This is a genomic window from Mesorhizobium sp. M1342 (assembly GCF_040317955.1).
Lineage (GTDB): Bacteria > Pseudomonadota > Alphaproteobacteria > Rhizobiales > Rhizobiaceae > Mesorhizobium.
In genome coordinates this window covers 36,248-49,559 of sequence record NZ_JAMYLI010000015.1, presented here as the reverse complement: position 1 = coordinate 49,559, position 13,312 = coordinate 36,248, and the positions used below count along the sequence as shown (strand labels likewise).

Annotated in this window: 8 protein-coding genes and 12 pseudogenes; 8 read left to right on the top strand and 12 right to left on the bottom strand. The window is 59.1% G+C overall.

The features are described from left to right. The first annotated feature begins 112 nt into the window (after positions 1 to 112). Positions 113 to 934: pseudogene (locus NKH06_RS17190) on the top strand (IS5 family transposase). Here the strand turns inward: NKH06_RS17190 and NKH06_RS17185 are convergent. From NKH06_RS17185 to NKH06_RS17160, 6 genes and pseudogenes are all read right to left on the bottom strand, one after another. Beyond that, complete coding sequence (locus NKH06_RS17185; RefSeq protein WP_352893503.1) at positions 931 to 1,692, bottom strand: autoinducer binding domain-containing protein; 762 nt, start codon at positions 1,690 to 1,692, stop codon at positions 931 to 933. The pseudogene NKH06_RS17190 and the gene NKH06_RS17185 sit on opposite strands and share 4 nt — an antisense overlap. 375 nt (positions 1,693 to 2,067) lie before the next feature. Next, positions 2,068 to 2,274, bottom strand: a pseudogene (locus NKH06_RS17180) (transposase); the annotation flags it as partial. Positions 2,275 to 2,555: 281 nt separating this feature from the next. Next, positions 2,556 to 3,082, bottom strand: a pseudogene (locus NKH06_RS17175) (tyrosine-type recombinase/integrase); the annotation flags it as partial. 155 nt (positions 3,083 to 3,237) lie between these two features. Next, complete coding sequence (locus NKH06_RS32040) at positions 3,238 to 3,615, bottom strand: tyrosine-type recombinase/integrase (protein ID WP_502914494.1); 378 nt, start codon at positions 3,613 to 3,615, stop codon at positions 3,238 to 3,240. Positions 3,616 to 4,175: 560 nt separating this feature from the next. Then, positions 4,176 to 4,556 (bottom strand): tyrosine-type recombinase/integrase, encoded by a 381-nt coding sequence (locus tag NKH06_RS17165; RefSeq protein WP_352893501.1) that lies wholly within the window; start codon positions 4,554 to 4,556, stop codon positions 4,176 to 4,178. Next, on the bottom strand, positions 4,523 to 5,122 hold the full coding sequence (locus NKH06_RS17160; RefSeq protein ID WP_352893500.1) for a site-specific integrase: 600 nt from the start codon (positions 5,120 to 5,122) through the stop codon (positions 4,523 to 4,525). Before NKH06_RS17160 ends, NKH06_RS17165 begins: the two co-directional genes overlap by 34 nt. Before the next feature lie 124 nt (positions 5,123 to 5,246). On the opposite strand from NKH06_RS17160, the pseudogene NKH06_RS17155 reads away from it, so the two are divergent. Continuing rightward, positions 5,247 to 5,390: pseudogene (locus NKH06_RS17155) on the top strand (transposase domain-containing protein); the annotation flags it as partial. A gap of 11 nt (positions 5,391 to 5,401) precedes the next feature. Here NKH06_RS17155 and NKH06_RS17150 read toward each other — a convergent pair. Next, positions 5,402 to 5,685 (bottom strand): annotated as a pseudogene (locus NKH06_RS17150) (transposase); the annotation flags it as partial. On the opposite strand from NKH06_RS17150, the gene NKH06_RS17145 reads away from it, so the two are divergent. From NKH06_RS17145 to NKH06_RS17125, 5 genes and pseudogenes are all read left to right on the top strand, one after another. After that, on the top strand, positions 5,635 to 6,042 hold the full coding sequence (locus NKH06_RS17145) for a hypothetical protein (RefSeq protein WP_352893567.1): 408 nt from the start codon (positions 5,635 to 5,637) through the stop codon (positions 6,040 to 6,042). The pseudogene NKH06_RS17150 and the gene NKH06_RS17145 sit on opposite strands and share 51 nt — an antisense overlap. 157 nt (positions 6,043 to 6,199) lie before the next feature. Then, positions 6,200 to 6,322: pseudogene (locus tag NKH06_RS17140) on the top strand (transposase); the annotation flags it as partial. Between the two features lie 201 nt (positions 6,323 to 6,523). After that, positions 6,524 to 7,291: a class I SAM-dependent methyltransferase gene (locus NKH06_RS17135; protein ID WP_352893498.1), complete on the top strand. Its 768-nt coding sequence runs from the start codon at positions 6,524 to 6,526 to the stop codon at positions 7,289 to 7,291. Between the two features lie 98 nt (positions 7,292 to 7,389). After that, positions 7,390 to 7,816: pseudogene (locus NKH06_RS17130) on the top strand (transposase family protein); the annotation flags it as partial. 223 nt (positions 7,817 to 8,039) lie between these two features. Further along, positions 8,040 to 8,780 (top strand): class I SAM-dependent DNA methyltransferase, encoded by a 741-nt coding sequence (locus NKH06_RS17125; RefSeq protein ID WP_352893497.1) that lies wholly within the window; start codon positions 8,040 to 8,042, stop codon positions 8,778 to 8,780. Between the two features lie 492 nt (positions 8,781 to 9,272). On the opposite strand, the gene NKH06_RS17120 is transcribed toward NKH06_RS17125, so the two are convergent. Beyond that, a complete protein-coding gene (locus NKH06_RS17120; RefSeq protein ID WP_352893566.1) occupies positions 9,273 to 9,560 on the bottom strand; it encodes a hypothetical protein in 288 nt (95 codons plus the stop codon). On the opposite strand from NKH06_RS17120, the pseudogene NKH06_RS17115 reads away from it, so the two are divergent. Then, a pseudogene (locus tag NKH06_RS17115) lies at positions 9,474 to 9,954 on the top strand (ATP-binding protein); the annotation flags it as partial. The gene NKH06_RS17120 and the pseudogene NKH06_RS17115 sit on opposite strands and share 87 nt — an antisense overlap. A 480-nt stretch (positions 9,955 to 10,434) precedes the next feature. On the opposite strand, the pseudogene istB reads toward NKH06_RS17115, so the two are convergent. From istB to NKH06_RS17095, 4 pseudogenes are all read right to left on the bottom strand, one after another. Next, positions 10,435 to 11,183: pseudogene (gene istB, locus NKH06_RS17110) on the bottom strand (IS21-like element helper ATPase IstB). A 52-nt stretch (positions 11,184 to 11,235) separates the two neighbouring features. Beyond that, positions 11,236 to 11,859: pseudogene (locus NKH06_RS17105) on the bottom strand (Mu transposase domain-containing protein); the annotation flags it as partial. Next, a pseudogene (locus NKH06_RS17100) lies at positions 11,846 to 12,365 on the bottom strand (IS701 family transposase); the annotation flags it as partial. The pseudogenes NKH06_RS17105 and NKH06_RS17100, both read right to left, overlap by 14 nt. 354 nt (positions 12,366 to 12,719) lie before the next feature. Next, a pseudogene (locus tag NKH06_RS17095) lies at positions 12,720 to 12,954 on the bottom strand (IS481 family transposase); the annotation flags it as partial. Positions 12,955 to 13,312: the final 358 nt, after the last annotated feature.

Below are 13,312 nucleotides of genomic sequence, written 5' to 3'. Positions count from 1 at the left end.
GGTCCCTGACCTTGTGGTGGCCAGTGTCGCACTGCACTCAAATCTAAGAGGAGTTTGGAAAATTCGGAAAGTGGGAGTTCGGCGGAGGTTTGGGCGAATCAAAGCTGTGGATGTGTGGACCGAACAGAGCGGTGGCCCGATGGCCAACATGGCAAGAAGACCAAGCGCTACCCGTCCGATCTGACGGATGAATGTGGGAACAGATCGCTCGGCTCGTGCTCAAGTTTTGGCTCCCCGGCCGTCCGCGCGAGTTTGGTATACGTTGGGTGATCAACGCGGTGCGCTACGTTGTGCGCTCGGCTTGCGGCTGGCGGATGCTGCCGATCCATTTCGGCGCCTGGCAGACGGTCTACGGGCTGGTCGGGAGTTGGCGCGGCGCTTCTGTTCCAGACCATCCACGACCTGACGCCGCTGGACCGCTCGCGACCCTGGCGCGAGGCCAGTCCCACGGCGGGCGTGATCGACAGCCCGGCGTAGGCTCCGCGAGCCAGCTTGTCGGCCGCAAGCGCCACACTACCGTCGATAAGGGCGGCTGTTCATGGTCAATCTATCGCCGGCCGACATCTCGGACAGTGCCGGGCTCAGGCGATTTTTGGATGGCATCCGCAAGGGCTGGCCCTGGGTGAAACACCAGTTCGCCGACGGCTCCTACGATCGGCCGAAGCTCATTGACAAGGCCGCCTATCTGGACTTCGTGGTCGAGAATCCGCCGGATCCGTCGACCAGAAGGGCATAGAAGCCTAGCGCCACCGCTGGGTTGGTCGAGCGTACCTTCGGCTGGCTCAGGCGGTGGCTCGTTCGCGACTACGAGCAGCGCATCAACGTCTCTAACGTCATGGCTCTTTTGGCAATGGGCGGCAATATGATCCGCAGAACGCTCATCTCTGATTTTCAGAACGGAGTTAGCGTCACGGTTCTTTTCATGCCGATTTAAATATCTATAATACCGAGTTTTAATGCTTTGGTGGCTGCGGCAGTCCTGCTATTGACGTCAAATTTTCTCATTGCGTTCTTTATATGAAAATTGACAGTGTCTTTCGATATTCCTAGGATAACCCCTATCTCCCAAGAAGACTTGCCTCTTGCTGTCCATAGGATACAATCTTTCTCTCTAAGAGAAAGGCAAGAACTACTATCGATTAAATCTGCGGGTTTATACCAAGTCGTTCTAGTATGGAAGTGCAATGCAGCGAGTGACAGGTAGGTAATAGTGCTATTCAGGAAGTCGTACTCGCAAGATCTGGAAAAAGTCATCACAGAAAGATTGCCATCAGGGCCATGTAATGGAACAGTAAGGCTTGATCCTAAGCCGAACCTCGAAGCCTCTTCCAAAAACCGTCGCTCGTCTTCAGTCGTGTTGGCGTCGTTATAGACATCACTCCATCGAAAAGCGGCTGCCCTTTTGCGGCTCTTCTTGATAATCGGATCTATCCGGTCAAATCCCATTTTGAAATAGCGCTTCTGCCATTCTTCAGGATAGGTCAACATCACTGGCAGTTCGTGTTGATCTGCCTTCAATGACTTTTTCCCTTGTGTAAGATGGCAATAGGCGATCCACGGGCATTCAAAATTCCGCGCGAAATCAGATAGCAAGTCGAACAACTGTTCGGCTCCAGCAACACCTTCAGCTTGGTCCAGAAATCGGCCGAACTCGAGTGCAACGGGCGGACTAGCTGAGTTCTTGGAATGCATTGACGGCGGTCAAAGGAAACTGGTTGGACAATCTGGCTATCAGGCCTCGAACTGCAGGGAGAATGATTCGCGCGTTTTTCAGGGTCTCTCCTTCCGCAGGATTTCAGATGAACAATCGCTGAAGCACTAGCTGTTGGGTCGTCGCGGCTCTGGTGCGACGTCCATCGCAGGCGGGACTTCAAAGCGGGCCGGCAAGCGTCCAAATACGTTATTAGTTCACCGCGACCCCGTGCTTTTTTTTATGTAAATTTTAGTTGAGTATCATTGTCGAAAATGTGACTCGGGGATGAAATGTGCAACTGAGACGATCGTGTCCCGCGGCGTGGTGTAGCTGGCGGCATTAGTCGCCGTGCTCTCCGGCATGGGCCGGGCTGATCAGCGCGCCACGGCTGGCAGGCTGATCAGGGGATCATCGCTCATCTGGCTGATCGTTTCCAGAGTCATGTATCTGGCCCGCTGCACTGCCCATTCATCGTTCTGTTCGAGCAGGATTGCGCCGACGAGGCGCACGATCGCATCGTCGTTCGGGAAGATTCCGACGACCTCGGTGCGCCGCTTGATCTCGCCGTTGAGACATTCGATCGTGAGCGCTGTCCCGGCGCCACCTTTCGCGCGCGGTCGCGAGCCACGATGCTCGGAGCCTTTGAGGGCTTCGACACGTGACGATTTCAGAGCTTACGCTTAAGCCCAGGGACGAGGAGCCGGTTCGACGGCTTGAGATATGGCGGTATGAAGCGCTTTGCCCGCCATTTCGACCGAGAGCCGGTCGTTGACACTCGGCATAGTTCTTATGCTCAAAGGGCGTTCAGGAATTCAAGAAGTCGGTCGTTTGCGTTGGCAAGGGCCGCAAGGAGCGAAGTACGCATGACCGAGTCCCGGTTGAGATCGATGATCTCCGAGACCCGCAGGCCTGTTTGCGCGGCCAGCAACAGCAGAGTGTAATCACGCCGTCCCAGCCATGTGCTGCGATCGGACAGGCCAGGATCGCTTCAATCTCGGGCCTGGTGAGAAACTGAAGCTGTCGCTTGTCGCATCGCTTGCTCGGGATCGCGAGCACGCGTTGAATCTGAGCGCTATGGGCCGGCTCCTCGAAGGACGCATATCTGAAGAAAGACCGAATGGCTGTGAGGCGGAGGTTCCGGGTCCTCACTGAGGCGGACCGCAGTGTCTCGAGGTAGTCCTCTAGAAATGCGCCGATGAAAGGCGCGTCCAAATCCCGCAGTGTCAACTGCGTCGGAGACCTGCCAAGGCGTGTCTGCGCGAATGCAAACAGGAGCCGGAAGTGGTCGCGATAGGAGGCCATGGTGTTGGAGCTTACGCCTCGATGTCGCATGAGCCGATCGGTGAACCACCGCTCGATCAGCACGGCTAAATCCCTCGAGGCCCTCATGAGCGAACCTCCCACCGCTCATCCAGCAGTCGCGCAGCATGGGTCATTAGCTCCGGCGCGGCGGATAGATACCAGTAGGTGTCGCGAACATTGGCGTGGCCGAGAAAGGTCGAGAGGACCGGCAGTTCCCGCTCGACATCTTCGCCCGCACGATACTAGTTGGTCAGGGCCTGGACGGCGAAACGGTGACGAAGATCGTGAACCCGCGGACCATTGCGCTGTCCCCGCTGCCGCAGACCGATCTGTCGCGACAGCTGCCAGAACACCCGGTGCACGTATTGGTGCAGCAATCTGCCGCCCTGCTCGGCGACAAAGAAATAGGGGCTACGAGGCGCGACGAGATGCGCGTTGCGTCGCGCGGCGTAGTCCGACAGCACGGCGACCGTCGTGGCATGGAGCGGGACCAGCCGCGACTTGCCGAACTTCGTCTCCCGAATGGTGAGGACACCTTGGTCGAGATCGACGTCGTCTCGGCGCAGTCCAGCGCTTCGGAACGGCGTAGCCCGGCGACCGCTATCAATCCGAACAGGCAATGATATGTCCAGCGACGGAGGGCGTTGGCCGGCGGCAGCGCCAGTGCCGCCGCCAGAAGCGCCGTGATCTCAGCATCCGTATAGATGTAGGGCTTTGCCCGCCGCGCCGGCGGCACAGCGTCTTGAGGTGGCACTTCCGTCATGGTCAGGTGGATGGACCAACTCGGTTGTCGGCCGATCAACGTCACCCACTTCATTGCCAACGCCGTGGTGGTGGTCTCGGCGCCTCGAGCCTCCATGAAGGTGACGAAATCCGACAACCGTCGAGCAGGGCCATGATAGTTGTATCCCAGTCCCGGCGCATGCCCACATAGCGCTCGAGCGCTGTTCGAAGACGTTGGACACCTCCCGGCCAGGGCAGGCTCAGTTCGCGCAGCTTCTCGATGTCGCGCTTGGCATAGATCCTTGTGCTGTCGATGCTCCGGTGACGAAGCAACTGGCCGATCTCGGCAAAGCTGGCCCCGACCGCAGCAGGTCGGTCGCAAGGCTGTGGGGGAAGAGGTGCGCGCCGTGGTGCGCATAGCCGTGAATATCCGCCCGCTCGAGGGCCTCCTTCGCGATCACGGTGAAGCCGGTCGCCCATGCCGGATGTAGGCGACGATAGCTGCACCGACGTCGTGGCGTAGCGGCATCATCGCTTGCCGCCGTCCCTTGCCATGGACGAGGACACTGCCCGACTGCCAATCGATATCGTCAAGACTGAGCGCCGCAACCTCGCTGGCGCCCAAGCCGAGCTTGGCCAGCGCGATCAGAACCGCATAGTCGCGAAGCCCCATTGCCGTGGTCCGATCGCAGGCATCGAGAACCAACTGAACCTTCTGTGGTGGCAGGAAGGTTGGCAGGCCAGCAAGCCGCCAGCGACGGATCGACGGCACACAATCGGCCAAGGCTACCGAAATGAAGCCCTTCAGATGCAAATAGCGCAGGAAGGTGCGCACCACCCCGCACATCGCTTTGCCGCTGTCGGCGGAGCATCGAGAGCATGTCGCTCGACATAGCCGATGACGATCTCCGGGGTGAGCGCTGCAAACCCATCTGCGCCAGCCGCACAGACCTCCTGCAGAAATCGGTGTGAGAGCAGCTTGTGACTTTCCACCGTCGAGGCGGCGAGCCCTCTCTCACTCGTGAGGTAAGCCGCGAACACATCAACAATCCGCTCGTGCTCCGTGCGCTCAATCGGAAGGGCGGCTGGTATCAAGCCTTCTTGCCGTAACGCGGCAAGCAAGCGCCGGAGCGCAGCGCGGTCGCCCAAATCGATGCTCCAGTGTTTGGAACGGTGCTCAAGAAACCGCTCGACATGATCTTCATTTAAATCCTGGAGATCGTGCCCGTTGCCGAGATGCCAGTCTCTCAGCTCACGAAATAGGCTTAGCGATCGCCATGTGCATTGCTGACCGAAGCCTTCATCCGACAATCTGCCCGCATAAACGCGTGCAAACTCGCCATACGGCCCGTGGATCAGCTTCCGAAACAGTGTGCTGCGTTGCAGGTAGTCACTTGCATTCATGTGTCCTCTCCTTCGCGTCAATTGCGACGGAGAGAGCCTAAGCTATGCCGATTCAGCTACCGCTACGTTGAGGAAAGTGTTGGTAAAAACTTGCTCACTCGGCATAGCTTGGCGGTCGGCATAAAAAACCGCGAAACTCAATGGCGTCGACCCGTACGCCTACCTCGCCGACGTCATCACCCGCATCGTCGCAGGCCATCCGCAAAGCCAGCTCGACGACCTGCTGCCCTGGGCCTATGCCCCCGCGCCGCTCAAGGCCGTGGCCTGAGAACAGCGGTTACGTTCGATCGGATTCGTCGAGTGGAGCTTGGCGCGATGTTCCTTGGGGCGACGGCGCGCCATTGTACGGACGCGGCCTCGGGCGTTTCCTGGGCGAAAGCGGTGGCGATGAAGGCTGAGACGACCCTGCGGCCGCTCTTGCCGGCATGGGCCAGCACGTTCCTCATGAAGTGGACGCGGCACCTCTGCCATGTCGCGCACAGCACCTTGGTGACGGCCGCCTTGAGGCCTTCGTGAGCATCGGAGACGACGAGCTTGACGCCGCGCAGGCCGCCACGTGTCAGAAGGCCTTCCTCGATCGGCCGATCGAGAGCGATTGGCCATACCTGTGGATCGACGACACTTACCCGATGACCACCCACACGCCGCTCGCTCGCTACAGCGCTACTAACGGCGCGCTCGTGAGCGGCTTCGCTACCGCCGAGCTACACCACCTGATGGACACGACCACTGAGACGCTCACCACTGTCGCGGGCGACTTCGATTGCTTCCGGTCAGGCTCTGAGAAATGGCGGGTCCGAGCCTTGCCTCTGACGGAGGCGAAGGCCACCGTTGGCTTTTTGCCGTTGTTTGTTGAAAGTTGCGAAACTCGCCCTTTCCGCCAGTGGCCCGCAAGGCGGGCATGGTCAGGGCGCTACTGACGTCTGGGCGGGCGTCTACTGCGGATTTTGTGTTGTCACTTTTTGACTGCTGTCGTCGGATCGCGGCGCCACGCCGCCGGGAATAAGGATTTGCAGCGTGTCATGGAAGATCGCGCAAGGTGGCCAGCAGGTTGCCGCCAGGAGCCCACGGTGGTGCAAACACGGCGACGTATCCCTGCAGGAGCTGCGCTGGCTCTACGACCGGCGCGATCTCGCAGAGGCCAAGGCTGATCTTGCCGCATGGCTTGCCAAATGGTCGGCACGCTATCCAGCGTCATGGCCGCCTCCTTTTTGCAGAACTTGACGCACACCAACCTGGCGACGCTCACGGGTCAAGCCACCAAGGTTAGCAGCTCCTGAACACCTCCGAAAACACTATGTTCTCCGCCTTGCTGGTTCTGGCCTACGGTCGTGCTAGCCAGGACGAGCGAATAGCAGGCGGCCCACAAATCACACCTACCCCCGAACAGGAGAGTCAGCGATGCAGTATCCCAAAGATTTGACCGATGCGCTGGAAATCATCTGGGGCGAAGGCATCCTTTCGCCGGGCGGACCGGAGGAGATTGCCCAGATGCTAAATGGGATCGATCTTTCCGGCAGCCGGGTGCTCGACATCGGTTCTGGCTTAGGTGGCGTAGATGTGCTGCTTGCGGCCAAGCACGGCGCGACCGCTGTCGTCGGCATCGATGTCGAGCCGCAGTTGGTCGAATCGGCTCGCGACCTGGTTGCGAGGAAGGGTCTCGCCGGGCGCATTACTTTCCAGTTAGTCGCACCGGGTAGTCTCCCGTTTGTCGACGACAGCTTCGATCTGGTCTTCTCCAAGGACGCCATGCTGCACATCCCAGAGAAGCTGGCCTTATATAGGGAGGTCCTACGTGTGCTAAGACCCGGCGGCTGGTTCATTGCCGCCGATTGGCTCTGGTCCGAGCTTGCCTCGGAGAGTTCCGTTGTTGACGCTTGGCTGTCGAATTCCCGATCAACAATCGCGTTCACTCAGCCCGCAGCCGCTCTCCAGGCGCTCATGGACGCTGGTTTCATGGAAGCACAGGTTACTGATCGCCGCCGTCAACTGCAGGAGGCTGGCCGCAAGGAGCTAACGCGCCTCAGTGGCCCACTAGGCCAGAAGCTTGCGACCATCCTCGGCGCGGACGTGGCCGAACGTCGTCTCGCTAGCGCCAAGGGACGCCAGGGAGCGCTGGATTCCGGCGATCTCATTCCTTGCCATATTAGGGGCCGCTGCTCGGCCTAGGTGAGAGCTTTCGGGAGGTTGACCGAACCGAGGAGACTGGAGTTACCAGGCTTCAGCACTCACCGGAGGGTGGTCTCACGCCGCTGCGTCGAGAGGAGATGGCGCTGTCGGTGATAGAAGGTGCTTTTCCCAAGCCCATGGGGCGCGCGTCTACGGCATGATCGACCGTTCCTCGCGGCCCGCCCATATGCCACAGGCCACCGCTGCGTCGGTCGCCGAGCGCATCGTTGCGTTGCGGCGGCAACGCTGGACCGGCAGGCACATCGCTCATGACGTCGGCGTCTCGTCCGCTACCGTCAGCCGGGTTCTCAAGGGTGCCGGACTGTCGCGGCTGAGCGACATCGAACCGGCCGAGCCGATCCGACGCTGGGGGGCGAGCATCCCGGCGAGATGATCCATATCGACATCAAGAAGCTCGGTCGCCTCAGCCAGGTCAGCCATCGCATCACCGGCGATCCGCAAAAGGGCAAGTCCCGTGGCGCTGGCTGGGAGTTCGACCATGTCTGCATCGACCACGCCTGCCGGTCCCTTCTAGATCCGAAACGCCGGCAATTCAGGCTTGGCTAAACCAGCCTGATTTCTTCGACATCCTGCCAATCGAGTCCTTGCCGCCGCTCAACAAAACGACCACCTCACCCACGCATCTACCTAAATTAGTAGTACCGTCGCCAAGTGGTATTTAGTACTCATCGCCGAGTAGCCGAAAGTCCGTGGTGATTACAACGGTAAATAGACAGGAGAGTAGAAGATGGTAAGCGAGCTAATCTACGACGAAAATTGGTCGTCAGTATATCAGGAATATACCTCACTCCGAGGTAGAGTTGCCGAGGTCGGAGATACTGTTAAATTTCTCGTCAAATATGCTAGTGGACGCAATGCTCTTGAACTTGGTATCGGAGAGGGACGCGTGGCCGCGCCCTTGAGCGCGCGCGGTGTGACGGTCGAAGGTATCGACAACTCGGACAGCATGTTAAAACTGCTCGCCGAGCGCAACAACCTGCTGAAGGCTTGGAAAGGAGACATCGCCAATTTTAGATTACAGCAACGCTATGATCTCGTGTATTGCGTTTACAACACCTTCATGCTGCTCGTCACGCGTGAATCGCAAATAGCTTGCCTCCGCTCTGCCGCTGAGGCTCTGGATGATGACGGCGCTCTAGTGTTAGAAGTCGAGGTGCCTGTATTGGGGAGCCTCGTCCGAGGCCCGACAACTACCACGCTGCTCGTTGATCATGAGAATACTATTCTCAACGCGTATATCCACGATCCACTACACCAGACCTTGGTTTCAACCTTCCTTTGGTTTTCTGGTTCATCCGTCAGACGATTCCCGCAGCGTGTGCGCTATGTTTATCATCAGGAACTCGATACCATGGCTGAATGCGCAGGACTGAAGCTAGCAGAGCGTTGGGGGGATTGGGGGCAAGGTGCGTTCACCGAAGAGTCCAAACGTCACATCTCGGTTTACCGGCGAGCTTGCCCCCGGTAGGGATCTTCCTGGAGCCGATCTTGGAGGGATGGTAGGAGTAATTGCGGCCTCTGGGGCGACATCGGCCTGCGACTGGTGCATCTCGGTCGCCAAGGGGCTGATGTCGCCCCCTCTGGTCCTTAGCCCCATCAGAATCTCTCCCGTACCAATCCGAGGTGCGACTCGGCTCAACCAAATCGGCCCGCGACTGACGGAGCAGCGGCTAGATGTTTGACAATCTCACATCACGATGCTGAGGTCGAGAGGTGGTTAGGGCGGCATCGTGTTGTTCCCAATTGGCGGCGGCATCTAGAGCTGGGCCCGATGCGTGGACACGGTCAAACTCACAAGCGGTCGCCGCTTGAGACGACTGCACCAATATCAGGCTGGCGGCGGGGCCTAGAAGGCGCCCGTCTTTGATACGGAACTCCAGCCAGCTGCGATTTCGGTTGCCGGCGCAGTTACAGCCTGCACCTCTTTAACCTGTGATTCTTCATGGAATGAGGATCCTGTTTAAGGGGTGATTTTCGTCCAAACGGGACCCCTTAACGATGGGGCCATCAAGATGCCTACGGTTTGATCGGAGGCATTTGTGTTTTGGATGTTGGTTGTGGAGACGATTGCAAAGATACGCCGGCTGTCGCTGGTGCGGGGAAAGTCGATCAAGGACGCAAAACCTTGCGCACCACCTTCCGGGAGATCTTCAGCTCCCGGCTGATCCGCGATCTCGCCGCCGGCGCCTTCGTCGCCGATCAGCGCAATGTCGTCCTGGTCGGCGGGACAGGCACCGGCAAGTCGCATCTGGCGATCGCCATTCCCGTTCTCTCATCCGCAACGGCGCACGCGGGCGCTTCTTCAACGTCGTCGACCTCGTCAACAGGCTCGAGACCGAGACCCGTGCCGGCCGGCAGCCGCATTGCCGATCATCTTACCTGGCTCGGACTTCGTCGTCTTCGATGAACTCGGCTATCTTCACTTCGCCCAGGCCGGCGGGCAGTTGCTCTTCCATCTGGTCTCGAAACTTTACGAACGCACCAGCGTCATCATCACCACCAATCTCGCCGTCGGGGAATGGCCGAGCGTCTTCGGCGACGCCAAGATGACAACCGTTCTGCTCCACCGTCTCACCCATCACTACGAGATCGCCGAGACTGGCAACGAATCCTGGCGCTTCAAGAGCCGCTCTCAAATCTGAAGTCCGAAGCCAATCAGTCGCGCCCGATCAGGCTGTGCAACCCCGACCAGCTTTGCCTGATCGGGCGCTTACCGGCGTGCCCTTCAACACCCCAATACCGGGGTCCCTTTTGCGCGAAAAACCAGGGTCCCGATTCCGTGGTCATTGACACTTTAACCTGGGCACACCAGGTCGAGTCGGTCGAGCTCGCGACGGAATCGCCCCTTCAGATGTTCTGGCAGTGGTGCTCACTCCTCAAGCCGATGTCGCCGGTGATGTCGCAGCCGCTCTAGCGGCACCACCGAGCCACCGGCCCCCGGGCGTGGTGAACTGGATGCCATAGCACCTAAGGAATGAAGGAGCGGCGACAGCCGAGACAGCGGTGCGCGCAGCTTTTCGCTGCAGGCGAGCACCGGTCGAGGCGGCCATTGCCAGTCAAAGTTTCTCTATAATGTGAATATGTTGATTTTCACTGAGAACTGACCCGGTTTGACCCGCCTTTCATGTATGTTTCGGTTCTGTGGGAACGGTCAAGGTTCTGGCCTTCTCCTTCGCTTTTTTGGGTTCGTGGGCAGAGCTGTTTTTGAAGCGGAAGCTGTCGTTTCCGGTTTCGAGGATGTGGCAATGGTGGGTTAGCCTGTCGAGAAGCGCGGTCGTCATCTTGGCGTCGCCGAAGACACTGGCCCACTCGCTGAAGCTGAGGTTTGTGGTGATGATGACGCTGGTGCGTTCGTAGAGTTTGCTCAACAGGTGGAAGAGCAATGCTCCACCTGATGCACTGAACGGCAGATAGCCAAGTTCGTCCAGGACGACGAGATCGGAATGCACGAGGCGATTGGCGATCTGGCCGGATCTCCCCTGAGCCTTCTCCTGTTCGAGCGCATTGACCAGCTCGACCGTCGAGAAGAACCGAACCCGCTTGTGATGATGCTCGATGGCCCGCACGCCGAGGGTGGTCGCAATATGGGTTTTGCCTGTGCCGGGGCCGCCGACGAGCACAATGTTGTGGGCCTCATCGAGAATTCGCAGCGATGAAGCTGCAGCACGAGTGCCTCGTTGATCTCGCTGCTGGCAAAATCAAAGCCGTTGAGATCGCGATAGGCTGGAAAGCGTGCGATCTTGAGCTGATAGGCTGTCGACCTGACCTCACGTTCCGCCGTCTCGGCCTTAAGCAGTTGCGACAGGATCGGAATGGCGGCTTCGAACGCTGGCGCTCCCTGTTCGGTGAGTTCGCCCACAGCTTGCGCCATGCCGTGCATCTTCAGGCTCCGGATCATGATGACGATTGCGCCGCTGGCAGGGTTATGACGCATGGCGCACCTCCAGGGCCTTCCTCAAGGCATCGTAGCGTTCGACATTTGCTTTCGGCTCATTGGTGAGCGTCAAAGCCTGGGGGGCGCTGATGGTTGGGGGCGTGAGCGATTTGCTGTCGACGAGCCGATGGAGAAGGTTGAGCACATGGGTCTTGGTTGGAACACCGGCTTCCAACGCCATCTCCACGGCCAGGAGCACGGCCTGCTCGTCGTGTTGCAGGACAAGTGCCAGGACCTCGACCATCTCGCGATCGCCGCCCGGCTTCTTGAGCAAATGCTGCTGCAACGACCTGAATGCATCGGGAAGTTCGGCAAACGGTGCTCCGTTGCGTAGGGCGCCTGGCTTGCGCTGAACGACAGCCAGATAGTGCCGCCAGTCATAGATCGTCTGCCCTGGTCGATCATGCCAGCGATCGATGATGCGACGATGCTCACAGACAATCAGCCCCTCCGCAGCGACAACGACACGATCCGGATAGACCCGAAGGCTCACGGGCCGATTGGCAAAGGACGCCGGAACGCTGTAGCGGTTGCGCTCCAGATGCACGAGGCAGGTTGGGGAGGCCCGCTTGGTGTATTCGACAGAGCCGTCGAAGAGACGGGACGCCGGCATCGAGCGCCGCCTCGACCATGGCGCGCGCCATCTTTGGCTTGGTCGCAAATTCGACCGTCTCCGGGATCGACGCCTTGGCACATCCCGCCCGATCCTTTGTCCAGCTCTCCGGCAGGTAAAGGCGACGATCGACCAGCGCTTGGCCGTAGCGACTCGCGTAAGCCAGAACACGCCGATCTGGCTGTTCTCGATCCGCCCCGCCGTTCCCGAGTACTGACGCGCGACTCCGGCGGGACGATCGCCCTTCTTCACAAATCCCGTCTCGTCGACGATCAGGACGCCATCCTCATCGCCCAACACCTCCACTACATCATGGCGAACCTCATCTCGGAGCCGATCCGCGTCCCAGTGGCTGCGCCCCAACAGCGACTGCATCCGATATGGCCGCTCCGCTCCGGATTGCTCAGCCATCAGCCAGCCTGTCTTGCGCTCAATGCCGGAAAGAAGTCTGCGCCCGTCTCCCGCAGTTCACGACGAGGAAGCGCCCGCCCAACCCGCGCCTTCAGCGCTGTGAGCTCCTGCTCCCAAGCCAACAAAGACCCCGACCACGAAGACAGACATGGCTCCCTCCATAACCTGGCGAAGTGAATCAGAAAATCAAATGTTTCGTATTAGGGCCGTGAGGGCATCGCTTCGATGACCCTGTTGATAATGTTCGGGTCGTCCGCCTGGATCAGAAGCTCGTGTTGAGGACGGTGAGGGCCGCCTTCGTGCGTACCCTGTATTGCTATGGACGAGACCTTATCCGTTGCTGGTGGAAGCCTCCTGGTTCGATGACTTGACCAACGTCACGCAGCAAGAGCATGCTGACGAACAGAGAGACCTTGATTGCAGGCTCCATTTCCTTCCGCGCTTAGGACGTTGTCGGTAAGCACGGTGTGGAATTCAGTCGGGCAAGGCCCCGATCAACCGCAGCAGAAAGTCTCTCGATACGGCGGTGGGGGCCTTCTCGTGCAACTCGACGAAAGCGAACTTCGAGGTGCGGTCGATAGCGACGAACATATAGAGCTTGCCCTGCTCGGCCCGCACCTCGGCAACGCCGATGTGGAAGTAGCCGATCGGGTAGCTCTTGAACTTCTTCTTCGCAGGCTTGAGAGGCTGCCGGTGCAGCCGTCCGACCGGATGTCACAGGACGGGAGGATTGGATAGTCGACCGGACGGTGAGTACGGAGTTGCACCTCACCAGCGCCGCGCGTTGCCCTCCGTGCTTTCGGCCACGAAAATCTGGGCGACCTGCGTCCGTTCGGTCGCACCAGCTTCGACCGGCTTTTTGTTTTGGGCTGTCGCGACCCGATTTGAATTCTCGGGGCTTTGTCTCGATCCACATAAGGACTCTCTGGACAGATCTTGAAGCGGCTGATTCTTGCTCTCGCGTCAAGATTGATCGGAGTGTTTCATTTTTTAAACGAAAATGCAATTAATGTAGTGCCAATTTGGGCGATTGATAAGGCTC